The 26,349-nt window shown below is 60.2% G+C and carries 22 protein-coding genes; 14 read left to right on the top strand and 8 right to left on the bottom strand.

Annotation, left to right across the window (positions count from 1 at the left end; translation table 11 throughout):
- The first annotated feature begins 128 nt into the window (after positions 1–128).
- Entirely contained in the window at positions 129–1,484 is a 1,356-nt protein-coding gene (locus tag TU81_RS04485) for a transporter substrate-binding domain-containing protein (protein ID WP_048393703.1), read from the top strand.
- Between the two features lie 377 nt (positions 1,485–1,861).
- Complete coding sequence (locus TU81_RS04490) at positions 1,862–2,149, top strand: DUF3509 domain-containing protein (RefSeq protein WP_008014014.1); 288 nt, start codon at positions 1,862–1,864, stop codon at positions 2,147–2,149.
- A 170-nt stretch (positions 2,150–2,319) separates the two neighbouring features.
- On the opposite strand, the gene TU81_RS04495 is transcribed toward TU81_RS04490, so the two are convergent.
- Entirely contained in the window at positions 2,320–3,246 is a 927-nt protein-coding gene (locus TU81_RS04495; protein WP_048393705.1) for a TIGR02285 family protein, read from the bottom strand.
- Complete coding sequence (locus tag TU81_RS04500) at positions 3,227–4,426, bottom strand: CaiB/BaiF CoA transferase family protein (RefSeq protein WP_048393708.1); 1,200 nt, start codon at positions 4,424–4,426, stop codon at positions 3,227–3,229. The genes TU81_RS04495 and TU81_RS04500 overlap by 20 nt, the downstream gene beginning before the upstream one ends.
- Positions 4,427–4,573: 147 nt before the next feature.
- Between TU81_RS04500 and TU81_RS04505 the strand changes: the two genes are divergently transcribed.
- The 3 genes from TU81_RS04505 to TU81_RS04515 all read left to right on the top strand — a co-directional run bounded on the left by TU81_RS04505 (position 4,574) and on the right by TU81_RS04515 (position 8,267).
- Positions 4,574–5,116, top strand: a complete 543-nt coding sequence (locus TU81_RS04505) for a YaeQ family protein (protein WP_028623872.1) — start codon at positions 4,574–4,576, stop codon at positions 5,114–5,116.
- Positions 5,117–5,182: 66 nt separating this feature from the next.
- Entirely contained in the window at positions 5,183–6,892 is a 1,710-nt protein-coding gene (recJ, locus tag TU81_RS04510) for a single-stranded-DNA-specific exonuclease RecJ (RefSeq protein ID WP_038979095.1), read from the top strand.
- A 268-nt stretch (positions 6,893–7,160) separates the two neighbouring features.
- Complete coding sequence (locus TU81_RS04515) at positions 7,161–8,267, top strand: NADH:flavin oxidoreductase/NADH oxidase (protein ID WP_038979096.1); 1,107 nt, start codon at positions 7,161–7,163, stop codon at positions 8,265–8,267.
- 202 nt (positions 8,268–8,469) lie between these two features.
- Here TU81_RS04515 and TU81_RS04520 read toward each other — a convergent pair whose 3' ends face one another.
- Positions 8,470–10,095: a glucan biosynthesis protein D gene (locus TU81_RS04520; protein ID WP_048393710.1), complete on the bottom strand. Its 1,626-nt coding sequence runs from the start codon at positions 10,093–10,095 to the stop codon at positions 8,470–8,472.
- Positions 10,096–10,506: 411 nt separating this feature from the next.
- On the opposite strand from TU81_RS04520, the gene TU81_RS04525 reads away from it, so the two are divergent.
- A complete protein-coding gene (locus tag TU81_RS04525; RefSeq protein WP_038979098.1) occupies positions 10,507–10,692 on the top strand; it encodes a hypothetical protein in 186 nt (61 codons plus the stop codon).
- 177 nt (positions 10,693–10,869) lie between these two features.
- Here the strand turns inward: TU81_RS04525 and TU81_RS04530 are convergent, their stop codons facing one another.
- The 5 genes from TU81_RS04530 to ydcS form a co-directional block, all read right to left on the bottom strand.
- Positions 10,870–12,294 (bottom strand): gamma-aminobutyraldehyde dehydrogenase, encoded by a 1,425-nt coding sequence (locus tag TU81_RS04530; RefSeq protein WP_048393713.1) that lies wholly within the window; start codon positions 12,292–12,294, stop codon positions 10,870–10,872.
- A 175-nt stretch (positions 12,295–12,469) separates the two neighbouring features.
- The gene (locus TU81_RS04535) at positions 12,470–13,294 is read right to left on the bottom strand and encodes an ABC transporter permease (RefSeq protein ID WP_048393715.1); all 825 of its coding nucleotides are present in this window, start codon (positions 13,292–13,294) and stop codon (positions 12,470–12,472) included.
- Positions 13,284–14,231, bottom strand: coding sequence for an ABC transporter permease (locus TU81_RS04540; RefSeq protein WP_048393718.1), 948 nt, complete (start codon positions 14,229–14,231; stop codon positions 13,284–13,286). Before TU81_RS04540 ends, TU81_RS04535 begins: the two co-directional genes overlap by 11 nt.
- A gap of 1 nt (position 14,232) precedes the next feature.
- On the bottom strand, positions 14,233–15,270 hold the full coding sequence (locus TU81_RS04545; RefSeq protein WP_048393720.1) for an ABC transporter ATP-binding protein: 1,038 nt from the start codon (positions 15,268–15,270) through the stop codon (positions 14,233–14,235).
- Between the two features lie 182 nt (positions 15,271–15,452).
- Positions 15,453–16,604, bottom strand: coding sequence for a putative ABC transporter substrate-binding protein YdcS (gene ydcS / locus TU81_RS04550; protein WP_038979106.1), 1,152 nt, complete (start codon positions 16,602–16,604; stop codon positions 15,453–15,455).
- Between the two features lie 326 nt (positions 16,605–16,930).
- On the opposite strand from ydcS, the gene TU81_RS04555 reads away from it, so the two are divergent.
- The 8 genes from TU81_RS04555 to TU81_RS04590 all read left to right on the top strand — a co-directional run bounded on the left by TU81_RS04555 (position 16,931) and on the right by TU81_RS04590 (position 26,332).
- Entirely contained in the window at positions 16,931–17,653 is a 723-nt protein-coding gene (locus TU81_RS04555) for a tellurite resistance TerB family protein (protein WP_038979107.1), read from the top strand.
- A gap of 218 nt (positions 17,654–17,871) precedes the next feature.
- A complete protein-coding gene (locus TU81_RS04560; protein ID WP_048393723.1) occupies positions 17,872–19,494 on the top strand; it encodes a methyl-accepting chemotaxis protein in 1,623 nt (540 codons plus the stop codon).
- On the top strand, positions 19,494–20,030 hold the full coding sequence (locus tag TU81_RS04565; RefSeq protein ID WP_038979109.1) for a chemotaxis protein CheW: 537 nt from the start codon (positions 19,494–19,496) through the stop codon (positions 20,028–20,030). Before TU81_RS04560 ends, TU81_RS04565 begins: the two co-directional genes overlap by 1 nt.
- The gene (locus TU81_RS04570; protein ID WP_048393725.1) at positions 20,027–21,310 is read left to right on the top strand and encodes a CheR family methyltransferase; all 1,284 of its coding nucleotides are present in this window, start codon (positions 20,027–20,029) and stop codon (positions 21,308–21,310) included. The genes TU81_RS04565 and TU81_RS04570 overlap by 4 nt, the downstream gene beginning before the upstream one ends.
- On the top strand, positions 21,307–21,990 hold the full coding sequence (locus TU81_RS04575; RefSeq protein ID WP_048393726.1) for a chemotaxis protein CheW: 684 nt from the start codon (positions 21,307–21,309) through the stop codon (positions 21,988–21,990). Before TU81_RS04570 ends, TU81_RS04575 begins: the two co-directional genes overlap by 4 nt.
- Positions 21,987–24,275 (top strand): hybrid sensor histidine kinase/response regulator, encoded by a 2,289-nt coding sequence (locus TU81_RS04580; RefSeq protein ID WP_048393728.1) that lies wholly within the window; start codon positions 21,987–21,989, stop codon positions 24,273–24,275. Before TU81_RS04575 ends, TU81_RS04580 begins: the two co-directional genes overlap by 4 nt.
- Positions 24,272–25,282, top strand: coding sequence for a chemotaxis response regulator protein-glutamate methylesterase (gene cheB / locus TU81_RS04585; RefSeq protein WP_038979113.1), 1,011 nt, complete (start codon positions 24,272–24,274; stop codon positions 25,280–25,282). The genes TU81_RS04580 and cheB overlap by 4 nt, the downstream gene beginning before the upstream one ends.
- A gap of 48 nt (positions 25,283–25,330) precedes the next feature.
- Positions 25,331–26,332, top strand: coding sequence for a response regulator (locus TU81_RS04590; RefSeq protein ID WP_038979114.1), 1,002 nt, complete (start codon positions 25,331–25,333; stop codon positions 26,330–26,332).
- The last annotated feature ends 17 nt before the right edge of the window (positions 26,333–26,349 follow it).

Here is a 26,349-nt window from a genome sequence, read left to right on the forward strand (position 1 = left end):
AAAAGCTGTCACATTTTGAAGCCCGTCTCCTGACGGGCTTTCTCATTTCTGCATGCCACACTTGTCGGGTTTCGTAAAAGAAGAGCCGCCCATGAAGGACGGGCGAGACGATCACCAAGGAAGTGGCAATGCTGTTTTTCAGAGGGTTTAAACCAGCCGTGTGCTGGATGTTTTTATTGGGCGCCCTGGGCTTTGGGCAATGGGTAAAGGCCGTGCAATTGGCGACACATGAATCGCGGGAGTCAGCTGCCGTCGCACGCATTGAGTTGGACGCTCAGGAGCGGCAATGGATTGCTGAACACCCGATGGTTATCGTCGCGTCGGCGCAGTACCCGCTGTATCTGTTCAAGGATGAGCACGGTCACTGGAGCGGTTTGAACAACGATGTGCTCAACCGCATCAGCGCCATGACAGGGCTGCGGTTCGTTCATGAAGAGTCGTTTTCCACCGACCAACTGCTGGAGCGGCTGGAAAGTGGCGCGGCGGACATGAGCACGACGCTGGCAATGAATGACGAGCGCAAGGTGTTTCTGGATTTCAGCCATGCGTTCGGCGGGGCGGGCTGGGTACTCGTGGGGCTGGCCGGCACCCCAGCGTTACAGTCGCTGGAACAGCTTTCGAAAAGAGTTCTGGTACTGCCGGCCCGGCACGCCCTGGAGGGTGTGATTCGTCGTGACTACCCGGCGATCGAACTGCGCTCGGTCAAAACCTACGGCGAAGCCCGGGCACTGGTGGAAAGTGGCGAGGCCTACGCCACCATTGAAAACGAAATCGGAGCGCAGCTCTACCCCTCGGGCCGGCTCAAGGTCGGGCATGCGGTGGAGGGCAAATGGGAGGCTGATCATTTGACAGTCCGCAAAGGACAGCCGCAGTTATTGAGCATCCTCAACAAGGCGCTGGAGGCATTTCCACCCGCCGAATTACGCGCCATGCGGTTGAAATGGCTGAACGGAATCGCGCCGGTACACGCCCCTTCGGCCTGGCAGCGGATAACCCAGTGGGGTTGCTGGAGCCTATTCATCGTTAGTCTGTTCGGCTTGCTCTCATTGCTTTGGAACCGCCGGCTCGCTGCACTGATCAAGCAACGTCGGGACGCCGAGAAAGACCTCAATGACCAGCTCGCATTCCAGCACGCGTTGATAGACGCCATGCCCGATCCGATGTTCGTGCGTGATCTGGAAGGGCGTTTGATCATGTGCAACAAAAGTTATGAGGAGCGCTTGTCGACCCGTTTCGACCAGGTTCAGGGGCGACAATTGATCGAACTCGACGTCTTGCCCAAAGAGACCGCCGAGCAACTGCACGCCGAGTTCATGGCCCAGCTCGGTACTCACAAGACCCGCTTCAGCGAACGTCAGTTGACGTTCAAGGATGGCGTCAGGGACATCTACCAGTGGACGGTGCCGTTCTACAGTGCGGACGGTCAATTGCGAGGACTGCTGGGCGGATGGAGCGATATCGGCAAGCGTACGAGGCAGGCATGAAGGGTAATGCCAGTCAGTTAAGTGAAGGCCAAGACTTGTGGCGAGGGGGCTTGCCCCCGTTCGGCTGCGAAGCAGTCGCAAATCCGGTGCGTGCGGTGTGCTTGGCAGAATGAGGTTGCAGGTTTTAGGACTGCTTCGCAGTCCAACGGGGGCAAGCCCCCTCGCCACAGGTTTTGCACTTGACATCCTTCTTCACTGACTGGCATTTAGCACGGATCAGCTGTTTTTTTACTGTCATCTTTACCGTGCATGCTCTAACTACCAGAGGCGCCGGTGCGCCTGCCGTTGGAATCCAGAACTTTCTTCTCGGGCCTGTGGTCATTTACTGTGGACACGCCCCAGGCACTTTGTTTTCGGACTATTGAGTGGTGATCGAGATGGAAAGTATCAGTCTATTGCTCGGTGAGGCTCTAAGCCCGTATCTGGTCAAGTTGACCCCATCGGGTGCCCATGGCGAATGCCTGGTGACATTGAAGAGTACGAGCGGCGCTATCGTGGTCGAACGGGCGTTCAATCAGGCCCAGTTAACCGATAAACGACTACTGACGGATGTCGTCGACGGGCTGCACCGCGACGTGCTGATCGCTGAAGGACGTCTGGAGCCCTGTGTCATCGCGGCGTTGCGCAATGCTGCTCAGGACAAGATCCTGGCAAGCCGAAATTGAATTGTTTTTTGTGGGAACCTTCCTGCGCCAAGGTCAGTCAGACCATGTAACAGCAGGATCAAGCATTGTGCTCCGGTGCTTGTAGCTTGTTGCCACTGGTCTTTATGTAGGCCACGTTTAACCCCGAGTCGTCTCCCCACTTCTCGGGGTTTCTTTTTGCCTGCGATTTGTCACTGCGCGGCCTGATGCTCGAAAAAGGCCCTGGTTTCTTCCAGGTAGTCCTTGCGTCTTTGCGGATCGAGCCAGTCGGCGTACAGAGGGTCCAGGCGCTCGCGGGGCAGGGCGCGCAATAGCTTATTGATTTCACTGATTGCCTGTCGCCCCTGGGGCGTATTCGAGCAACCGATGTACCCTGACAGGTATTTGCCCGTGCCTTTGACCGGATAAAACTCTAACTGATCGTCGGCAATATGTTCCTGACGAGCCTGGTAGCGGATTTCCGGCCAGTAACCCAAGACCACCTGCAAACGACCCAGGCGCTGCATCTGCAACAGACTGCCGAGGGCGTTGTTGCCGTAGTGAGGCGCCAGCACACCGGGCGGTGCCTGTTGCAGCAGCGTGTCGAGGAACTGACCGTAACGGCGCTCGGCGACTACACCGACTTTCTCTCGACGGCTGGCCAACAGTGCTTTCAAATCGACTTCATCGCCAATGAGAAAGGGCTCCAGCACCGATCGATCTTCACGTCGAATCACCAGCCCATTGCTGACCGCCCGGAAAGCCGGAATGGAAAAGGCTATCCATTGTTCGCGCTCCTCGCTCCAGATCAGCGAAGGGTCGCAGGTAAAGGATTTTTCATGGAGCATTTGCATGCCACGGGCGCGATTGACCCGCATCAGGGTGTGTTCGTATTGCGGCATGCCGGCGATCAACAGCGGCATCAGTTGATCGATAACCCCCTGGCCTTTTTTCGGGCCTTCGAAGATCGTCACGGGCGGCAGATCGCGCAGCAGCCAGAGCAAATGTTCTTTAGGTTGCGCTTGGGCCGGGGACATCAGCCCCGCCAACAGCACGAGCGCCGTCAGCGCGCGACCTATGCCGGCGTAATCGATGACTGATGAAAGCAGGCGCTTCAGCTTAGATGGCCCCGTCTTCACGCAACCGTGCGATCTGTGCCGGGTCATAGCCAAGGTCGTGGAGTACTTGCTCATTGTGTTCACCCAACTGCGGCCCGACCCATTCGGAGCTGCCGGGCGTCTCAGAGAGTTTTGGCACAATGCCGGGCATCTTGAAGTCCTTGCCATCGGGCAGCTTGGCTTGCAAGAACATTTCCCGGGCCAGGTACTGCGGATCACTGAACATGTCTTCGGCACTGAAGATTCGGCTGGCGGGAACGTCGGCCTGGTTCAGTTGCTCGATCACCGCATCCAGCGGCAGTGAGTTGACCCATCGATCGATCACCCCGTAAATCTCGTCGCGACGGCTATCGCGTCCGTCGTTGCTGGCCAGCACAGGGTCGTTGGCCAGGTCTTCGCGACCGATGATCAGCATGAAACGCTTGAAGATCGCATCGCCATTGGCGCCGATCTGTACATGTTTGCCGTCGGCGCTGGTGTGAATGGAGGAGGGCGTGATGCCCGGCATGATGTTGCCGGTGCGTTCGCGGATGAAGCCGAACACGTCGAATTCCGGGACCATGCTTTCCATCATGGCGAAGATTGCTTCGTACAGTGCCACGTCTACCACTTGGCCCAAGCCGCCGTTGACCTCGCGATGACGCAAAGCCATCAGTGCGCCGATCACGCCCCAGAGCGCGGCAATCGAGTCGCCGATGGAAATTCCGGTGCGCACTGGCGGCCGGTCCTCGAACCCGGTGATGTAGCGCAGGCCGCCCATCGATTCACCGACCGCACCGAAGCCCGGCTGATCTTTCATTGGCCCGGTCTGGCCAAAGCCTGAGAGCCGCACCATCACCAGTTTCGGGTTCAGTGCATGCAAGACTTCCCAGCCCAAGCCGAGCTTTTCCAGCACGCCGGGGCGAAAATTCTCGATCAGGATGTCCGCTTCGCTGAGCAGCTGTTTCAGAATTTCCAGGCCGTCCGGGTGTTTCAGATTCAGGGTCAAAGACTTCTTGTTACGCGCCTGAACGAACCACCACAGCGAAGTGCCTTCATACAACTTGCGCCATTTGCGCAACGGATCGCCGCCGTCCGGGGACTCGATCTTGATCACTTCGGCGCCGAACTCGCCGCAAATACGCGAGGCAAACGGCCCGGCAATCAACGTACCCAATTCGATGACTTTCAGACCGGAGAGCGGTTTGTTGGAGAACGGCATGCTGAATCCTGTAGGACAAAGGCTGAGCGAGTGCAGAGTTTTAACATAGCAGACCGTCAGTCGCCCAAGGTTGATCGCCTTCAATTCGTTGATTGCCTGTTGCATCGGTTAGACTTGCCGCCTTTCCTCGTATCAAGAAGCCCGCTCATGGCCCAGCCGTCCACGACCTACAAGTTTGAACTGAACCTCACCGACCTCGACCGCAGCGTCTACGAGAGCGTGAAGCAGACCATCGCCCGTCATCCTTCGGAAACCGAAGAGCGCATGACCGTGCGGCTGCTGGCCTACGCCTTCTGGTACAACGAGCAGTTGTCCTTCGGTCGCGGTCTGTCAGACGTGGATGAGCCGGCACTGTGGGAAAAGAGCCTGGATGATCGTGTCCTGCACTGGATCGAAGTCGGCCAGCCAGACGCCGATCGCCTGACCTGGTGCTCGCGCCGCACCGAGCGCACCAGCCTGCTGGCTTACGGCAGCCTGCGTGTCTGGGAAACCAAAGTGATCCCGGCGATCAAAAACCTGAAAAACGTTCACATCGCCGCTGTGCCCCAGGAAATCCTGGAAACCTTGGCCAAGGACATGCCGCGCGTTATCAAGTGGGATGTGATGATCAGCGAAGGAACGATTTTCGTCACCGACGACCGTGGCCAGCACGAAGTCCAGTTGCAATGGCTGAGCGGTGAACGCGGCTGATTATTCGCCGCTGAACCGCGTTACCCGGTTTTATCCTACGTATTCAAGAGAAGCACCTGTCACCCCATGCGCATCGAACCTCGCCTGTTGCCCGACACCCTGCCATTCCTCGGTGATATTCCACCGCTGCTGACTCGCCTTTACGCAGCGCGGGGCGTGCAGTCCGAGGCTGAACTGGACAAGAGCCTGGCGCGGCTGATTCCCTACCAGCAACTCAAAGGTATCGATGCGGCGGTGGATTTGCTGGTGACGGCTCTGGAGCAACGTCAGCGGATTCTGATCGTCGGCGACTTCGACGCCGATGGTGCGACGGCCAGTACCGTGGGCATGCTGGGGTTGCGCCTATTGGGCGCGGCGCATGTCGATTATCTGGTGCCGAACCGGTTCGAGTACGGCTATGGCCTGACGCCGGAGATCGTCGAAGTGGCGCTGACCCGCGAGCCGCAACTGCTGATCACCGTGGACAACGGCATCTCCAGCGTCGAAGGCGTGGCTGCGGCGAAAAAGGCCGGGCTCAAGGTGCTGGTCACCGATCACCACTTGCCCGGCGATGAACTGCCGTTGGCCGATGCCATCGTCAATCCGAACCAGCCGGGTTGCGAGTTCCCGAGCAAAGCCCTGGCCGGTGTCGGGGTGATCTTCTATGTGCTGATGGCGCTGCGTGCGCGCTTGCGCAGCCTGGGTTGGTACGAGAGCAAGCCGCAGCCGAACATTGGCGAACTGCTGGACCTGGTGGCGCTGGGCAGCGTCGCCGACGTGGTGCCGCTGGATGCCAACAACCGGATTCTGGTGCATCAGGGGCTGGAGCGGATTCGCGCCGGGCGCGCGCGGCCGGGTATCAAGGCGATCCTTGAAGTGGCCAAGCGCGACCATTCGCGCATTACCTCCACCGATCTGGGCTTCATCCTCGGCCCACGTCTGAACGCGGCGGGGCGTCTGGATGACATGAGCCTGGGCATCGAATGCCTGCTCACCGATGACGCCGGCGCTGCCCGTGAAATGGCCGCTCAGCTGGATGGCATGAACCAGGACCGCAAATCCATCGAGCAGGGCATGCAGCGTGAGGCGCTGGCCCAGCTCAAGGATTTGCCGGTGGAATCGATGCCGTTTGGCCTGTGTCTGTTCGATCCCGAGTGGCACCAGGGCGTCATCGGAATCCTCGCGTCGCGTATGAAAGAGCGCTATTTCCGTCCGACCATTGCCTTTGCCGATGCTGGCGATGGCCTGCTCAAGGGCTCGGGGCGTTCGGTTCAGGGCTTTCACATTCGCGATGCCTTGAGCGTGGTCGCGGCGCAGCATCCGAACCTGATCAGCAAATACGGCGGCCACGCCATGGCGGCCGGCCTGACGTTGCCGGAAGCGAATTTTCCGTTGTTTGCCGAGGCCTTCGACGCTGAAGTGCGTAGGCAAATGCGCGAAGAAGACCTGACCGGGCGCCTGTTGTCGGACGGCACATTGGCGGTCGAAGAGTTCCACCTGGAACTGGCCCGCGCCCTGCGCCATGCCGGGCCTTGGGGGCAACACTTCCCGGAGCCGCTGTTTCATGGTGTGTTCCAGTTGGTCGAGCAGCGTGTTGTGGGTGAGCGGCACCTCAAAGTAGTGCTGAGAAGTGAATGCGGTTCGGTGAAGCTGGACGGCATTGCCTTCGGTATCGACCGTGATATCTGGCCGAATCCGACCATCAAGTGGGTTGAATTGGCCTACAAACTCGACCTCAACGAGTTCCGGGGGAACGAGACCGTGCAGTTGATGATTGCCCACATCGAACCGCGTTAAGCCCTTCGCGGGCAAGCCTCGCTCCTACAGACTGTGCATAACTTGTAGGAGCGAGGCTTGCCCGCGAAAGCAATTTCCCCTCACCGAATCCCTCGGAACCCTCCCTCATCCCCCGATGTCGACTAGGCTCTAAGCACTGCTTGATTATCCTTGTGACGTCTTGTCGAATTTTTTGCCCGCGGGGGCGGGTGCTGCACCCTTTTTCCTGTCACTCGTCGACTATTCAAACAGAACCCTGGAGCCTGCCCACTGATACGAGAGGTGCCCCATGAGTCTGCTGCTTGAACCCTATACCCTTCGTCAATTGACCCTGCTTAACCGCATTGCGGTGTCACCGATGTGCCAGTACTCCAGCGTCGATGGGCTGGCCAATGACTGGCATCTGGTCCACCTCGGTAGCCGCGCTATCGGCGGCGCTGGTCTGGTATTCACCGAAGCCACGGCGGTCACCGCCGACGGGCGTATCACCGCCCAGGACCTTGGCCTCTGGAATGATCAACAGATCGAACCCTTGCAGCGTATTACGCGCTTCATCGCCGCCCAAGGCGCCGTTGCCGGCATCCAGTTGGCCCACGCCGGGCGCAAGGCCAGCACGCATCGGCCGTGGCTCGGCAAGCATGGCAGCATCAAGCCGGAAGACGGCGGCTGGATCCCGGTCGGTCCTTCGCCGATCGCTTTCGACCCACAGCACACACCACCGAAGCAGCTCGATGAGGGCGAGATCGCTGACGTTATCCGGGCCTTCGTCGATTCGGCCAAACGGGCACTGACCGCCGGTTTCAAAGTGGTCGAAGTACACGCCGCCCACGGTTACCTGTTGCACCAATTTCTTTCGCCCCTGAGCAATCAGCGGCGCGATCAGTACGGCGGTTCGTTCGAGAATCGGATTCGGCTGGTGCTGCAAGTCACCGAAGCGGTGCGTGCGGTGTGGCCTGAAGAATTACCGGTGTTTGTGCGGGTGTCCGCCACCGATTGGGTGGAGGATGGCTGGAACCCCGATGAAACCGTAGAGCTGGCGCGACGCCTCAAAGATCTGGGCGTGGACCTGATCGATGTCTCATCGGGTGGTACGGCGGTTAACGCCGAGATTCCTACAGGCCCCGGTTATCAGACGCGTTTTGCCGAGCGCGTACGCAAGGAGTCAGGCATTGCCACCGGTACTGTAGGAATGATCACCGAACCGGCCCAGGCCGAGCACATTCTGCGTACCTGTCAGGCCGACATCATCTTCCTCGCCCGGGAGTTGTTGCGTGATCCGTATTGGCCGCTGCATGCCGATGACGATCTGGGCGGGCACAAAGCTATCTGGCCAGCGCAATATCATCGGGCTACCCATCGTGACCAGCCGATTCATGAATCGGATTTGCGTGATTGAATGTTGCTGTAAAAAAAAGCCCCGGTCGTGTTGATCGGGGCTTTTGCATTTTTGTGCCGAGAGGTTTGTCGTCTGTCCTGCCGCCTTCGCGGGCAAGCCCGCTCCCACAAGGATCGGCGGCGTACACAAATTTTGTGAACACCCCCATCACTGTGGGAGCGGGCTTGCCCGCGAAGGGGCCGGTTCAGGCGCCCACTTACCGTCAGGTGTACTTACGCTTCTCCGGCGCTGGCGGGAAATACTGGTACAACCAGGTTTCACTCAACGTCCGGTCATTGGTGCGAATGAACAACCGCAGCTCCACCGGAGCCACGCTGTCATTGGTCGGGTACCAGTCGAAAGTAATGCGGTAGCCCTTGATGTCATCCAGCACCAACACATTGAAGTCCTTCACTTCGCCGTTCGAGCAGGTCACCACCGGCTCGATCCCCGCGCCTGCGGGCAAGCGGTCCAGACCACCACCGGTGAAGTCCACGGCAAAGCGTCGCGCCCAGACTGGTGGGTAATGCTCGCCCGGCGCCCAGCCTTCAATGAAGCCTCCCATGCCCGAACGAGTCGCGTTGACCCGCGCCAGCGGCGTGCTCACCGGCGGCAGAGCGCTCCAGTAGAGCTTGTAGCCGTAGTTGAGGGAGTCCCCGGCTGCGACCGGTTTTTTCGGCGTCCAGAATGCAACGATGTTATCCAGGGTTTCGCCGGTTGTAGGAATTTCCAGTAAATCGATAGAGCCTTCGCCCCACGCGGTTGTAGGTTCTACCCACAAGCTCGGGCGTTTGCTGTACCAGTCGACGGTGTCCTGATAATTGGCGAACTCGTGATCGGTCTGCACCAGACCAAAGCCTTTCGGATCGGTGTCGGCAAAGGCATTGAATTGCAGGGTGGCCGGGTTATTCAGCGGGCGGCAGATCCACTCGCCATTTCCGCGCCACATCGCCAAGCGATCGGAGTCGTGGATTTGCGGGTGGATCGTGTCGCACATGCGCCGCTCATGGGTGCCGCAGCTGAACATGCTGGTCATCGGCGCGATGCCCAACTGCTCGATGGCGGTGCGGGCATTGACGTGGGCGTCGACTTCCATCACCACACGCTCGGCCTGGCAATCGATGTCAAAACGGTAGGCGCCGGTGGCGCTCGGCGAGTCGAGCAAGGCATAAACCACGAAGCGGGTGCTGTCCTTGTCCGGGGTCTCGAACCAGAACTTGGTGAAGTCCGGGAATTCTTCGCGCTTCTTGGCGTACGTATCGATCGCCAGGCCGCGGGCCGACAAACCGTACTGGCCGGTGGCATCTACCGCGCGGAAATAGCTGGCGCCGAGGAAGGACAACACGTCGTGCTGATCCAGCTCCGGGGCCTTGAACAGCTTGAACCCGGAGAAACCCAGATCGCCTTTGAGCTGTTTAGTGTCAACAGTGGTTTTTTCGTAGTTGAACAGCGACGGGCGGAAATGCACCTCGCGCGCCAACCGAGTCTTGGGATCGACGCTGTACATGCGCACTGGCTGCTTGAAACCCATGCCGACGTGGAAAAACTGTACGTCCAGCTGACCTTTCAAGTCCTTCCACAGCGAGTGATTGCCGTCGTAGCGGATCGCGTTGAAGTTCTGCGGCGTCATGGTCGCCAGCGTCGGCGGCAGCACCTGCTTGGTGTCTTGCCAGGGCTTGCCGGCGAGCTGTTTGGCCTGGTTCTTCAGCGCTTCGAAGTCGAACGCCACAGCATCGCCATCAGCAGCGCCGCTACCGGCCCAGGCGTTCGCCGCCAACAGGCCAGTGGCCGAGAGACCGGTGTAAGCCGCGATGGCCATGGAGGCTTTGAGCAAATTCCTGCGGTGCATAAGTACAACCTGTCGTGAACAATCCCGCGCCGTTCCTGGCACGTACTGGATCAGAAATAACGGTTCGGACATGCCTTGGCCAAACGCAACGGACTTTAGAACAGATGCCAAATAGCTTAAACCGTTCGGTTGCAGAGCAAAAATGATTGATGGCACAGCGACAGAGCGGCAATGAAACAAGACATGTCAGGTAACGTTTCTCACAGCACTTTCTGATTTATAGGGCATATCTGCTTTTTTCGACTAATTACTCTAAAAACGCTTTTCAGCGCCGATTTAATTTCTATTCTATGGGGCATGACCGGTTTCGGCCCTTCAGGCCGGTAGGTTCAGCAGGCACAAGGTGGCCGCTGAAAGTGATAGGGCGATGCGGTTTTGAAGTTTTCTCTGACGTATAGAAGGACATCGTCCATGTCGAAAGTACAAGGCATCACTGAAATATTAGGAATATTCCCCTGCCTGGCCACTGGTCGGCGAAGGCGTCGGCTCAGTTCGGAGGAGTTGAAGTTGGTGGAGCGGTATCGCGAGTTGTCGGAGAGTGACCGGATTGCGATGCGGTATCTGGTGGATGCGATGAGGAGTGTTTCGCGGTTTTGAGCGGAGGTGGTTACCGTGAGAGCCATTTGGCTTTTACGGAGTTAAGCCACCGGTGTCTGCCTTGGTTGTGCGGTGAGGCCTTCGCGGGCAAGCCTCGCTCCTACAGGGTTCGTCGTTTGATCGACACAAAACCTGTAGGAGCGAGCGGTGCGGCGATCCGACTTGCCCGCAAAGCTTTTAATGCTTGAACATCACATGCCTTACAACGGTGTAATCCTCCAACCCATACATCGACATGTCTTTCCCATAACCGGACAGTTTCTGACCGCCGTGAGGCATTTCGCTGACTAGCATGAAGTGGGTGTTCACCCAGGTGCAGCCGTACTGCAGGCGAGCAGACAGGCGATGCGCGCGGCCGACGTCCGCGGTCCAGACTGACGACGCAAGGCCATAGTCTGAATCGTTGGCCCAGGCGAGTGCTTGGGCTTCATCGGTGAATTGGGTGACCGACACTACCGGCCCGAACACTTCGCGGCGCACGATCTCGTCGTCCTGTTGCACGTCGGCCAGCACCGTCGGTTCAAAGAAGAAACCGTTGCCTTCCACCGCTTTGCCACCAGTGATCAAACGAATGTGCGGTTGCGCCATGGCACGCTCGACCAATCCGGTCACGCGGTCGCGATGTTGTGCGCTGATCAGAGGGCCCAGCTCCGTCGATGGATCGTCCTGTAAGCCGTACTTGATACTGCTGACGGCCGCACCGAGCTTCTCGACGAACTGGTCGTAGATGCCTGCTTGCGCGTAAATACGGCAGGCGGCGGTGCAGTCCTGGCCGGCGTTGTAGAAACCGAAGGTGCGAATGCCTTCCACGGCGACGTCGATGTCGGCATCGTCGAAGATGATCACCGGCGCCTTGCCGCCCAGTTCCATGTGCATGCGTTTGACGTTGCCGGCGGTGCTGGAAATGATGTTCGAGCCAGTGGCGATAGAGCCGGTCAGCGACACCATGCGCACTTTCGGGTGAGTGACCAATGGGGTGCCGACCGTAGGACCACGACCGACTACCAGGTTAAGCACACCTGCCGGGAAGATTTCCGACGCCAGTTCTGCCAGGCGCAGGGCGGTCAGCGGGGTTTGTTCCGACGGCTTGAGCACCACGGTATTACCGGCAGCCAGGGCCGGGGCGATCTTCCAGGCGACCATCATCAGCGGGTAGTTCCACGGCGCGATGGAGGCAATCACGCCCACCGGATCGCGGCGGATCATCGAGGTATGGCCGGGCAGGTATTCACCCCCCAGCGCACCGCTCATGCAACGGCTGGCGCCGGCGAAAAAACGGAACACGTCGGCAATCGCTGGAATCTCGTCGTTCAGCGCGGCGCTGTAGGGTTTGCCGCAGTTGTCCGACTCCAGTTTGGCCAGCTCTTCGCCACGGGCTTCGATGATGTCGGCGAGTTTGAGCAGCAGCAACGAGCGTTCTTTCGGCGTGGTTTGCGACCAGGTTTCGAAGGCGTTGTCGGCGGCCCGCACGGCGGCGTCGATCTGGGCTTCGCTGGCTTCGTTGATTTCTACCAGCACACGGCCGAGGGCCGGGTTGAACACGGCTTGGGCGGGGCCGTCGCCATTGACGAGTTGGCCGTTGATCAAGAGTTTGGTTTGCATGGCTATGTCCTCTTCGAAGCTGCTTTTGTTTTCCTGCTGAAACCGGCCCCCTGTGGGAGCGGGCTTGCCCGCGATGACTGACTGACATTCAACAGAAATGTCGACTGTAAGACCGCTATCGCGGGCAAGCCCGCTCCCACTGGATTCGGTTTCCACATCGGGAATGAGTTGTCCGTTATTTCCCGCCACTGCCCGCAACGCTTTCGCCACCACGGGTCAGGTAGTAGGCGCCGAGAATCGGTAACATGGTCACCATCATCACCAGCATCGCGACGACGTTGGTCACCGGCACGTCCCGTGGGCGGCTGAGCTGATTGAGCAGCCACAGCGGCAAGGTGCGTTCGTGGCCGGCGGTGAAGGTGGTGACGATGATTTCGTCGAACGACAGGGCGAACGCCAGCATGCCGCCAGCGAGCAACGCCGAGCCGAGGTTCGGCAGGACGATGTAGCGGAAGGTCTGCCAACCGTCGGCGCCGAGATCCATCGAGGCTTCGATCAAACTGTATGAAGTGCGGCGCAAGCGGGCGATGACGTTGTTGTAGACGATCACCACGCAGAAGGTCGCATGGCCGACGATGATGGTGAACATCCCCGGCTCAATCCCCAAGGTCTTGAAGGTCGCCAGCAGCGCGATGCCTGTGATGATCCCGGGCAGGGCAATCGGCAGGATCAGCATTAGCGAGATGCCTTGCTTACCGAAGAAATCCCGTCGGTACAACGCCGCCGATGCAAGGGTGCCGAGGACCATCGCAATCAATGTGGCGACGGCCGCGATTTGCAACGACAGCTTGATCGCTTCCAGCACGTCGGGCCGGGAGAACGCCACGCCGATCCACTTCAGGGTGAAGCCCTTGGGCGGAAAGCTGAACGCGGCGTCTTCGGTGTTGAAGGCGTAGAGGAAGATGATCAGGATCGGGAAGTGCAAGAACATCAACCCGCCCCAGGCGGCGATGCGCAAGCCCAGGGATGCCCGATCTTGAGATGAAGCATCAGAGCGCATCGAAAGCCCCCAGACGTTTGACGATGGACAGGTAAATGGCGATCAGCACGATCGGCACCAAGGTGAAGGCCGCCGCCATCGGCATATTGCCGATCGCTCCTTGCTGGGCGTAGACCATGCTGCCGATGAAGTAGCCCGGCGGGCCCACCAGTTGCGGCACGATGAAGTCGCCCAGGGTCAACGAAAAGGTGAAGATCGAACCGGCGGCGATGCCCGGAATCGACAGCGGCAGAATCACTTGCATGAAGGTCTGACGCGGCTTGGCGCCGAGGTCGGCCGAGGCTTGCAGCAAGGACGGCGGCAGGCGTTCAAGTGAAGCCTGAATCGGCAGGATCATGAACGGCAGCCAGATGTAGACGAATACCATGAACCGCCCCAGATGCGAGGTCGACAAGGTGCTGCCGCCGACGCCCGGAATCCCGAGCACCAACTGCAACACCGGCTCCAGCCCCAAGTGCTGAACGAACCACTGGGCCACGCCGCCCTTGGCCAGCAGCAAGGTCCAGGCGTAGGCCTTGACGATGTAACTGGCCCACATCGGCATCATCACCGCGATGTAGAAAAACGCCTTGGTCTTGCCGCTGGTGTAGCGCGCCATGTAGTAGGCGATCGGGAACGCCACGATTGCACTGGCGATCGACACGACGATGGCCATGCTCAGGGTGCGCAGGATGATGTCGAAGTTCGACGGCTGGAACAGTGCGGTGAAATTCGCCAGGGTCAGGTCGGGCGTGACCGCCATGGTGAAGTCATCGAAGGTGTAGAAGCCTTGCCACAACAACGTCAACAGCGAGCCGAGGTAGATCGCACCGAACCACAGCAGCGGCGGCACCAGCAGCAGCGACAGATACAGGTTCGGTCGGCGGTACAGCAAGTTCGAAAACCGGCGCAACGGCGAGCCGCTGGCCGGGGGTTGAGGAGCGGTCACGCTGTTCATCTCACACCCCGCCCACAACATTGTCGTGCAGCGGGATCATCGCCTCGCGCGCCCAACGAGCGCTGATGCGTTGTCCGGGTTGATGTTGTGTGCTGACGTCCAGCCACTGGACGTTGGCCTGGCTGATATTCAAGGTCTGGCCGTTTTCCAGTTTCAGTTCATAGCGGGTGGCGCTGCCTTGGTACTGGATGTCGTGCAGTAGGCCGCTGACTTCGATTTCATGGCTGGCCAGCGGGCCTTCGGCGAAACGTACATGTTCCGGGCGGATCGAAAAGGGCTGTGGATTGCCGCTCAACTGCTGCGCAAGATCGCCGCGAATCACGTTGGAAGTGCCGACGAATTCAGCGACGAAAGTGGTCGCCGGCTTCATGTACAGGTTGCGCGGTGTGTCGACCTGTTCGATGCGGCCCTTGTTGAACACGGCCACGCGGTCGGACATCGACAGCGCTTCGGTCTGATCGTGAGTGACGAAGATAAAGGTGATGCCGAGCTGGCGTTGCAGCTTCTTCAACTCGCCTTGCATTTGCTCGCGCAGTTTCAGATCGAGTGCGCCCAAGGGCTCGTCGAGCAGCAACACGCGAGGGCGATTGACCAATGCGCGGGCCAGGGCCACACGCTGACGTTGGCCGCCGGAGAGTTGCACCGGTTTGCGCTCGCCGTAGCCGCCGAGAGCGACCATGTCGAGGGCTTCTTCGGCGCGTTTTTGGCGTTCGGACTTGCCGACGCCTTTGACTTTCAATCCGTAGGCGACGTTGTCGAGTACGTTCATGTGCGGGAACAGCGCGTAATCCTGGAACACAGTGTTCACGTCACGCTGATATGGCGGCCGCCCGGCCGCCTCGGCGCCATGAATGCGGATGGAGCCAGTGCTCGGTTGTTCGAAACCGGCGATCAGACGCAGACAGGTGGTTTTGCCCGAACCGGAAGGGCCCAGCAGGGAAAAGAACTCGCCGTCCTGGATATCGATAGAAACCCGGTCAACGGCCTTCACTTCGCCGAACTGACGGGAAACGTTGGTGAACTGGACTGCAAGCGTCATGGTGCGGAGCTCCGAAAAGGCGCGCTTTCTATCAATTGAGTCGGGTGTTCCGTTAAAAGATCGCAGCCTTCGGCAGCTCCTACGGGATGCGCAGAAGACGCCATATTTGCGGTGCATGCCGTCGGCGTAGGAGCTGCCGAAGGCTGCGATCTTTTGATCTTTCTTTTGACCTCAAGGAGGGCTTAACGCCCACCCATAATCGCAATGTAATCCTGGGTCCAGCGGCTATAAGGCACGAACTTGCCACCTTCAGCCTGCGGGGTTTTCCAGAAGGCAATCTTCTCGAACTGGTCGAAACCGTTGGTCTTGCAACCTTCGGCGCCCAGCAGTTCGCTTGCCTTACACGCCTCCGGGACCGCCGGCAGCGAACCGAACCAGGCAGACACATCACCCTGGACTTTCGGCGTGAGCGACCAGTCCATCCACTTGTAGGCGCAGTTCGGGTGCTTGGCCTCGGCGTGCAGCATGGTGGTGTCGGCCCACCCGGTGGCGCCTTCTTTCGGGATGGTCGAGGCGACTGGCTGTTTCTCGTTCATCAGGCCGTTGACCTGATAGGGCCAGGCGCTGGACGCCACCACGCCTTCGTTCTTGAAGTCACTCATTTGCACAGTGGTGTCGTGCCAGTAGCGATGGATCAACTTTTGCTGGGCGCGCAGGAGATCGAGCACGGCCTTGTACTGGGCTTCGGTTAGCTCGTAGGGGTTCTGGATACCCAGTTCCGGCTTGGCGGTCTTGAGATACAGCGCGGCGTCGGCGATGTAGATCGGCCCGTCGTAGGCTTGCACCCGACCTTTGTTGGGTTTGCCGTCGGGCAGGTTTTGCGCGTCGAATATCACGCTCCAGCTGGTTGGCGGTTGCTTGAACACGTTGGTGTTGTACATCAGCACGTTCGGACCCCATTGATAGGGGGTGCCGTAAGTCTGCTTGTTGACCACATACCACGGTGCATCCTTCAAGCGCGGATCGAGATTCTTCCAGTTGGGGATCAGTGCGGTGTTGATCGGCTGCACACGTTTACCGGCGATCAGGCGCAGAGAGGCATCGCCGGACGCCGTCACCAGGTCGTAACCGCCCTTGGCCATCAGGGTGACCATTTCATCGGACGTGCCGGCGGTCTTGACGTTGACCTTGCAGCCGGTTTCTTTCTCGAAAACGCTGACCCAGTCGTAGGCCTTGTCGGTTTCACCCCGTTCGATATAACCAGGCCAAGCAACGATATCCAGCTGACCTTCGCCGGCGCCGACGGCTTTCAGCGGTTCGGCGGCCTGCAGGCTGGTGCTGGCCAGAAACGCCGTGGTGATTGCACTGAGCAGTGCGGTCTTGTGCACAAGCATGGTGAACCCTCTTCTTTAAATTATGGTCGGGGCGGTGTTGAACGGGGTGATGCGCCGTGAGTGGCTTGTTATTAGCTTAGTGCGCTTTGTGAGAGGCAGATTGAGGCCGGGCTGTCTTATGGATTTATCCAGCCTAGTGCGCGGTTTCACGGTCGACAAATCTCAAAGGCTGCATTCGATGAAATAGATTGTGTGGATGCGTTTCCGCCGGTTTACCTGACAGTGAGCAACATCTGGAAGCACTCTCATGGAGAGATGTCGGGCACTTTCGATCTAGGCTGGGGGCCTTAAAGATCCGGTTAACCCGAATTCGTGGAGGCAGCAAAATGAACACTCGTGGATTGCTCGATCAACTACTCAAATCCGGTCAGGACCTGTTGCAGAACAAGGCCGGCGGTATCCAGAACAAAGCGTCCAGCGGTGGTTTGGGCGGTTTGCTCAAAGGCTCCAGTGGTTCGGGCGGCCTCGGCAGTGTGCTATCCGGCGCCGGCGGCGGTGCTCTGGCGGCTGGCGCCATGGGGCTGTTGCTCGGCAACAAGAAGGTGCGCAAGGTCGGCGGCAAAGTGGCGATCTACGGCGGTCTCGCGGCATTGGGCGTGATTGCCTACAAGGCGTACGGCAACTGGCAGGCCCAGCAGGGCACCGCAGCCACAACCGAACCGCAAACTATCGACCGCTTGCCAGCGGCCCAGGTCGAGCAACACAGCCAGGCGATCCTCAAGGCGTTGGTCGCCGCGGCCAAGGCTGACGGTCATGTCGATGAGCGTGAGCGTCAATTGATCGAAGGCGAGTTCAGCAAGCTCGACAATGATCAGGAGCTGCAACACTGGCTGCACGCCGAACTCAACAAGCCGCTGGACCCGACCGACGTCGCCCGTGCCGCCAGCACCCCGGAAATGGCGGCTGAGATGTACATCGCCAGTGTGATGCTGGTGGATGAGGAGAACTTCATGGAGAAGTCCTACCTTGATGAGCTGGCGCGGCAGTTGAAGCTGGAGCCGGGGTTGAAGGCAGAGCTGGAGAAGCAGGTGCGGCAGGCTTCGGTGTAAGTCTTCAGGGCGCCTTCGCGGGCAAGCCTCGCTCCTACAGTGAATTGTCGAACACGACGCTGACCCGTAGGAGCGAGGCTTGCCCGCGAAGGCGGTGTGTCAGGCAACAGATTTTTGGTTCGTCAGGAACACGGCGTTATCGTTCTTCGCGAGCAAGCCCGCTCCCACAGGCCCTCGGCTATACTCCCTCGCAATTTGAACCGCACCGAGGACTGACTGTGAAGAACTGGACGTTGCGCCAACGCATTTTGGCGAGCTTTGCGGTAATTATCGCGATCATGCTGTTGATGGTCGTGGTGTCCTTTTCCCGGCTGATGAAAATCGATGCCAGCGCAGAAAGGGTCCGAACCGATTCGGTTCCCGGGGTGTATTTCAGCTCGATGATGCGCGGTGCCTGGGTCGACAGTTACAATCTGACCCAGCAGATTGTGGGCCTTTCCGGACGTCGCGAAATGACCTCTGCCGACCAGGCCATGTACAAGAGCTTCGAAGAGCGCTTGAGCGAGCAGATGGTCAACTACCGCAAGACCATTTTCAAACCGGACGATCAAGCCATCTTCGACGAGTTCGAAGCGCGTCATCAGACCTTCAATAAAGAAATGGCGAATGTCCTCGATCTCTATCAGCGCAAAGAGTACGAGCAAGCGCGTATTGCCCTGGAGCAAAAGCTCACCCCGGCCTGGGTCAATGGGCGCAAACAGTTGAACAGCCTCATCGAGCGCAATCACGAGATGTCTGAAGTAGACACGCTAGCCATCAGTGACGCAGTGACAGCCGCGAAAATCAGCATGGGCGTCTCGTTGCTGGTGGCGATCATCGTGGCCAGTCTCTGCGGCTTGCTGCTGATGCGCGCGATCATGGCGCCGATGAATCGCATCGTCGATATCCTCGAAATCATGCGCACCGGCGATCTCAGCAGTCGTCTGGATCTTGATCGCAAGGACGAGTTCGGCGCGGTGGAAACCGGCTTCAACGACATGATGACCGAGCTCACCTCGCTGGTGTCCCAGGCCCAGCGCTCCTCGGTGCAGGTCACCACGTCGGTCACGGAAATCGCCGCGACATCCAAGCAGCAGCAGGCCACGGCCACCGAAACCGCTGCCACCACCACCGAAATCGGTGCGACATCGCGGGAAATCGCCGCCACCTCGCGGGATCTGGTGCGCACCATGACCGAAGTCTCCACCGCCGCCGATCAGGCTTCGGTGCTGGCCGGTTCCGGTCAACAAGGCCTGGCGCGCATGGAAGACACCATGCACTCGGTGATGGGCGCGGCAGATCTGGTGAACGCCAAACTGGCGATCCTCAACGAGAAGGCCGGCAACATCAATCAGGTGGTGGTGACCATCGTAAAAGTCGCCGACCAGACCAACCTGTTGTCCCTGAACGCTGCGATCGAAGCCGAGAAGGCCGGTGAATATGGCCGCGGGTTTGCCGTGGTCGCTACCGAAGTGCGGCGCCTGGCGGACCAGACCGCTGTGGCCACCTACGACATCGAGCAGATGGTGCGCGAGATCCAGTCGGCGGTATCGGCCGGGGTCATGGGCATGGACAAGTTTTCCGAAGAAGTGCGTCGTGGCATGTCCGAGGTGCAGTCGGTGGGCGAGCAGTTGTCGCAGATCATCCATCAGGTTCAAGCGCTGGCACCCCGGGTGTTGATGGTCAATGAAGGCATGCAGGCCCAGGCCACCGGCGCCGAGCAGATCAACCACGCGTTGGTGCAGTTGGGCGATGCCAGCAGCCAGACCGTCGAGTCCCTGCGTCAGGCCAGTTTCGCCATCGATGAACTGAGCCAGGTGGCCGTGGGGCTGCGTGGCGGCGTCTCGCGATTCAAAGTCTGATGAGCGAGCTCGCGGTCAAACGCGGCGCGGTGATGCCGGTGAAACAGTCGTTGTTTCTGGTGTTCCGCATCGGCAACGAGCGTTACGCCTTGCAGGCTATCGAGGTGGCCGAAGTGCTGCCGCATTTGCCGTTGAAACCCATTCCCCGGGCGCCGGACTGGGTGGCGGGGGTGTTCGCCTATCGCGGCGCGGTGGTGCCGGTGATCGACCTCTGCGCCCTGACGTTCGGCCAACCGGCTCAGGCCCGCACCAGCACGCGGCTGGTGCTGGTGCACTATCGGCCGGATGAGGCGACGCCTGCGCAATTGCTCGGGCTGATTCTGGAACAGGCTACCGATACGTTGCGCTGCAACCCGGCGGACTTTCAGCCTTATGGCCTGGACAATCGCCAGGCGCCGTACCTCGGGCCGGTGCGCGAAGATGCCCAGGGTTTACTGCAATGGGTGCGGGTTGCCGATTTGCTCGACGAACAGGTCCGCGCCTTGTTGTTTCCCTCGCCGCCGTTGGACCTGGCGCAGTTTGAGGAGCAGGGATGAGCAGCGATCAAAGGTTTTTCGATTTCCTCAAAGAACGTATTGGCCTGGATGTGGGCTCGGTCGGCCCGGCGATCATCGAACGCGCGGTGCGCCAGCGCTGCACGGCAGCTCGGGCGCTAACGACTGATGAGTACTGGCACTCTTTGCTGGGCTCGCGCGACGAACAACAGGCGCTGATCGAAGCGGTGATCGTCCCCGAGACCTGGTTTTTCCGTTACCCGGAATCCTTCGCCACACTGGCGAAACTGGCGGCCAAACGTCTGGCGGCGATCAATAACATGCGCGCCCTGCGGATTCTCAGCCTGCCGTGTTCCACCGGCGAAGAACCGTACTCCATCGCCATGGCATTGCTCGATGCCGGGTTGGCGCCGCACCAGTTCAAGGTCGACGGCATGGATGTCAGCCCGCTGTCGGTGGAAAAGGCCAGGCTCGCGCTGTATGGCAAGAATTCGTTTCGTGGTCAGGACATCGACTTCCGCGAGCGGCATTTCATGGCTGAAAATGACAACTATCGCCTCAGCGGGCGCGTGATTGAGCAAGTGCGTTTGCAGGTCGGCAATCTGCTGGATCCGGCCTTGCTAGCCAGTGAGCCACCTTATGACTTCGTGTTCTGCCGCAATTTGCTGATCTATTTCGACCAGCCGACCCAGCAGCAAGTGTTCGAAGTGCTCAAGCGCCTGACCCACGTCGACGGCGTGCTGTTTATCGGCCCGGCGGAGGGCAGTCTGCTGGGGCGTTTCGGCATGCGCTCGATCGGCATCCCGCAGTCGTTTGCCTTCAGTCGTCAAAGTGCGCCCGAACCGCTCGCGACCTTCGTGCCGACGCCGCTGCCGCTTCCGGTGCAACAACCTGTGCGAAGCGTGACACCACCGCCAGCGCGCAGTCGGCCTTTCGCGACGGTGGTGCCTATGCCTCAGGTCGCCGCCACTCCTTCGGACGCTACCCCTTCAGACGCCGCCACGCTGCTGGCGAACATCGCCGCGCTGGCCAATGAAGGCAAAAGCGCTGAGGCCCGCGCCGCGTGCGACAGTTATTTGCGCAGTCACGAGCCGGTGGCGCAGGTGTTCTATTGGTTGGGCCTGCTCAGCGATGTCGCCGGCAGCGCTCTCGAGGCCCAGGGTTTTTATCGCAAGGCGTTGTACCTCGAACCGCAACACCCCGACGCGTTGATGCACCTGGCCGCCTTGCTGCAGTCCCAGGGCGACACGGCCGGTGCCAGACGATTACAGGCCCGCGCCGCCCGCAGCGAGCGCGCCGCTGACAGTGAGCGTAAACGATGAACGCCGCCGATACCTTGAGCGTCACCCATGAAGATGCCCAGGCCATCGACGACTGCTGGAACCGCATCGGTATTCACGGCGACAAGTCCTGCCCATTGCTGAGCGAGCACATTCATTGCCGCAACTGTGCGGTGTATTCGGCTGCCGCCACACGCTTGCTCGACCGCTATGCCTTGCAGCAGGACGACCGCGAGCAAGTTTCCACAGTGGCCGGGAGCGATGTGAAAACCCGCTCGCTGCTGATGTTTCGCCTCGGCGAAGAATGGCTGGGCCTGGCCACTCGCAGCCTGGTCGAAGTGGCGCCGCTGCAGGCGATTCACTCGTTGCCGCATCAGCGCTCCCGGGCGTTGCTCGGTGTGGCGAATGTGCGCGGTGCCTTGGTGGCGTGCCTGTCGCTGGTGGAACTGCTGGGGCTCGACGCCACCAGTGGCGCGGCATCCGGCGCACGGGTGATGCCGCGGATGCTGATCATTGCCGCTCACGGCGGGCCAGTGGTGGTGCCGGTGGACGAGGTCGACGGGATTCATGCCATCGACGAGCGCATTCTCGATGCGGCGTCTCAGTCCGGTACCCAGGCCAGCGCCAAGTACACCCGTGGCGTCTTGCAATTCAAAGGTCGCAGCCTGCGTTGGCTGGATGAAGAACAGCTGCTGTCCGCCGTGACCCGGAGCCTCACATGACCCCCGAGCAAATGCGTGACGCCTCTTTGCTGGAACTGTTCAGCCTCGAAGCCGAGGCCCAGACCCTGGTACTGAGCGCAGGTCTGCTGGCGCTTGAGCGTGATCCGACCCAGGCCGATTACCTTGAGTCATGCATGCGCGCGGCCCATTCGCTCAAGGGCGCGGCGCGGATTGTCGGTGTCGATGCCGGGGTCAGCGTCGCCCATGTGATGGAAGATTACCTGGTCAGCGCCCAGGAAGGGCGCCTGTACCTGCGGCCCGAACACATTGATGCATTGTTGCAAGGCACCGATCTGCTGATGCGAATTGCGACGCCGAGCAACGCTCCGGCGCCTGCGGATATCGACGCTTACGTCGTCTTGATGGGACGGCTGCTTGATCACATGGCGGCCACAGGTCCCATGACGCCGCCGATGGCAGAACTTCAGCTGGAACCGCCGACGCCCAAGGTTGAGCCGCCCATGTCGGCCACCAACGAAGCTCCCCCGGCAACGCCCGTCGAACCAGCGCTCATGGCTAAACGCTCCACCGAAAGTGGCGAACGCGTATTACGCGTCACGGCCGAGCGCTTGAACAGCCTGCTCGACCTGTCGAGTAAATCCCTGGTGGAAACCCAGCGGCTCAAGCCGCATCTGGCCACCATGCAGCGCCTCAAACGCATGCAGAGCAACGGCCTGCGGGCGCTGGAAAACCTTAACGTCCATCTCAAGGACCATGCCTTGAGCCTCGAAGCCCAGGAAGCCTTGGGCGATGCCCGTCGGTTACTGGCGGAGTCCCAGCAATTGCTGGCGGAAAAGAACGCCGAGCTCGATGAGTTCGCCTGGCATGCCAGCCAGCGTGCGCAGGTGTTGTATGACACGGCGCTGGCCTGTCGCATGCGGCCGTTCGCCGACGTGCTGAGCGGGCAAGTGCGCATGGTCCGCGATCTCGGCCGCGACCTTGGCAAACAGGTGCGGCTGGAGATCGAGGGCGACAAGACTCAAGTCGACCGCGACGTACTGGAAAAACTCGAAGCGCCGCTGACGCACCTGCTGCGTAATGCGGTGGATCACGGCATCGAAACCCGGGAACAACGGCTATTGGCCGGTAAACCGGAGGAAGGCCTGATCCGTTTGCGCGCGTCCCATCAAGCCGGTCTGCTGGTGTTGGAACTCAGCGATGATGGCAATGGCGTCGATCTGGAAAAACTCCGTCGCAACATCGTCGAACGGCAGTTATCCCCAGCCGAAACCGCCGCTCAGTTGAGCGAAGAGGAGCTGCTGACGTTCCTGTTTCTGCCGGGTTTCAGCCTGCGTGACTCCGTCACTGAAGTCTCCGGGCGCGGCGTCGGGCTGGATGCGGTTCAGCACATGGTTCGCCAATTGCGCGGCGCCGTGGTGCTGGAGCAGACGGCGGGTGAGGGCAGTCGCTTTCATCTCCAAGTACCGCTGACGCTGTCGGTGGTGCGCAGCCTGGTGGTGGAAGTCGGTGACGAGGCGTATGCCTTCCCGCTGGCACACATCGAGCGCATGTGCGACCTGGCGCCGGAGGATATCGTGCAGGTCGAAGGCCGGCAGCACTTCTGGCACGAAGGCCGGCATGTCGGGCTGGTCGCCGCCAGTCAACTGTTGCATCGCCCGGCGAGCCAGAACAGCGCGCAGACCCTCAAAGTCGTGGTCATCCGCGAACGCGAGGCGATCTACGGAGTGGCGGTCGAGCGGTTTATCGGCGAGCGGACGTTGGTGGTGCTGCCGCTGGACGAGCGCCTGGGCAAGGTGCAGGACATTTCTGCCGGAGCCTTGCTCGACGACGGCTCGGTGGTGTTGATCGTCGACGTCGAAGACATGCTGCGTTCGGTGGACAAACTACTCAACACCGGGCGTCTGGAGCGCATTGCCCGGCATGCCAATCAGGCCGTCGAAGCAGCGCGTAAACGGATTCTGGTGGTCGACGACTCGCTGACTGTTCGTGAGTTGCAGCGCAAATTGCTGCTCAATCGCGGCTATGACGTCGCCGTGGCGGTGGACGGTATGGATGGCTGGAACGCCCTGCGTTCGGAGGATTTCGATCTGCTGATCACCGACATCGACATGCCGCGCATGGATGGCATCGAGCTGGTGTCTTTATTGCGTCGCGATAACCGCCTGCAATCGCTGCCGGTGATGGTGGTGTCCTACAAGGACCGCGAAGAAGACCGCCGCCGTGGCCTGGACGCCGGAGCCGACTATTATCTAGCCAAAGCGAGTTTTCATGACGACGCTTTGCTGGATGCAGTGGTTGAGCTCATTGGAGGCGCGCGGGCATGAAAATCGCCATCGTCAACGACATGCCCATGGCCGTAGAGGCATTGCGCCGCGCTTTGGCGTTCGAACCGGCGCACGAGGTGGTCTGGGTCGCCGGCAATGGGGCCGAGGCGGTGCAACGTTGCGCCGAATACACTCCGGATCTGATCCTGATGGATTTGATCATGCCGTTGATGGACGGTGTGGAAGCGACCCGGCGAATCATGGCCGAGACCCCGTGCGCGATAGTCATTGTCACTGTCGACCGCGAGCAGAACGTGCACCGGGTGTTCGAAGCCATGGGTTACGGCGCGCTGGACGTGGTCGATACCCCGGCTATCGGGGGCGGCAATCCTCAGGACGCCGCCGCACCGCTGCTGCGCAAGATCATGAACATTGGTTGGCTGATCGGCGATCATAGCAATCGGGTGCGATCGGCACCGAGCTCGCACCGCCACTCGTCCTCGCGCCAGCATTTGGTGGCCATCGGTTCATCCGCTGGCGGGCCGGCGGCGCTGGAAGTGCTGCTCAAGGGCCTGCCACGAGATTTTTCGGCGGCCATCGTGCTGGTCCAGCATGTGGATCAGGTGTTCGCCGCCGGCATGGCCGAATGGCTGGCCAGCGCCAGTGGCCTGAACGTGCGCCTGGCCCAGGAAGGCGAACCGCCACGAAGCGGCACGGTCCTGCTGGCCGGGACCAACCATCATATTCGCTTGCTGAAAAACGGCACGCTGGCCTACACCGCCGAACCGGTCAACGAGATCTATCGGCCTTCGATCGATGTGTTTTTCGAGAGTGTGGCCAGTTACTGGAGCGGCGACGCCGTGGGCGTTCTGCTGACCGGTATGGGGCGCGACGGCGCGCAAGGACTTAGACTCATGCGCCAACAGGGCTACCTGACCATCGCTCAGGACCAACAAAGTAGTGCGGTGTATGGCATGCCGAAGGCGGCCGCGGCCATCGACGCGGCTGTGGAAGTTCGCCCACTGGACAAGATAGCGCCACGATTGCTGGAAATTTTCTCAAAATGACTATCATTAGCAGCAATTGTGGCCAAGGCAGTACTCAGGTGACCGCACATGAATGATTTACAGCTCGACGACTTCAAAACCGACGAAAACGCCGCCATGGTGTTGTTGGTGGACGATCAGGCGATGATCGGCGAGGCGGTGCGGCGTGGTTTGTCGAACGAAGAAAACATCGACTTCCATTTCTGTGCCGACCCGCACCAGGCCATCGCCCAGGCGATCCGCATCAAGCCGACGGTAATCCTTCAGGATCTGGTCATGCCCGGCCTCGACGGCCTGAGCCTGGTGCGCGAATACCGTAACCACCCGGCGACCAAGGACATTCCGATCATTGTCCTGTCGACCAAGGAAGACCCGCTGATCAAGAGCGCGGCGTTTGCCGCCGGCGCCAATGATTACCTGGTCAAACTGCCGGACAACATCGAACTGGTGGCGCGCATCCGCTATCACTCGCGCTCCTACATGACCCTGCTGCAGCGTGACGCGGCGTATCGCGCGCTGCGGGTCAGCCAGCAGCAGTTGCTCGACACCAACCTGGTGCTGCAACGCTTGATGAATTCCGACGGCCTGACCGGGCTGTCGAACCGCCGGCATTTCGACGAATACCTGGAGCTGGAATGGCGGCGTTCGCTGCGGGACCAGACTCAACTGTCGTTGCTGATGATCGACGTCGATTACTTCAAGTCCTACAACGACAGCTTTGGCCACCTCGAAGGCGATGAGGCGCTGCGCAAAGTTGCCACGGCGATTCGCGACGCGAGTTCCAGACCTTCGGACTTGCCGGCCCGTTACGGCGGCGAAGAGTTCGTCCTGGTCTTGCCCAACACCTCGCCGGGCGGTGCACGAATGGTGGCGGAAAAACTACGCCAGACCGTGGCCGGGTTGAAGATCCCGCACATTTTCCCGACCGAAGGTTCGTGCCTGACCATCAGCATCGGCCTGTCGACCATAATCCCGCAGCCGGGCAGCGATTGCCGGCAATTGATCTCGGCGGCGGACAAGGGGCTGTATCTGGCGAAGAACAATGGGCGCAATCAGGTGGGGATTGAATGAACCATCAGGTTCATTCG

This window comes from Pseudomonas lini (genome assembly GCF_001042905.1).
Classification (GTDB): domain Bacteria; phylum Pseudomonadota; class Gammaproteobacteria; order Pseudomonadales; family Pseudomonadaceae; genus Aquipseudomonas; species Aquipseudomonas lini.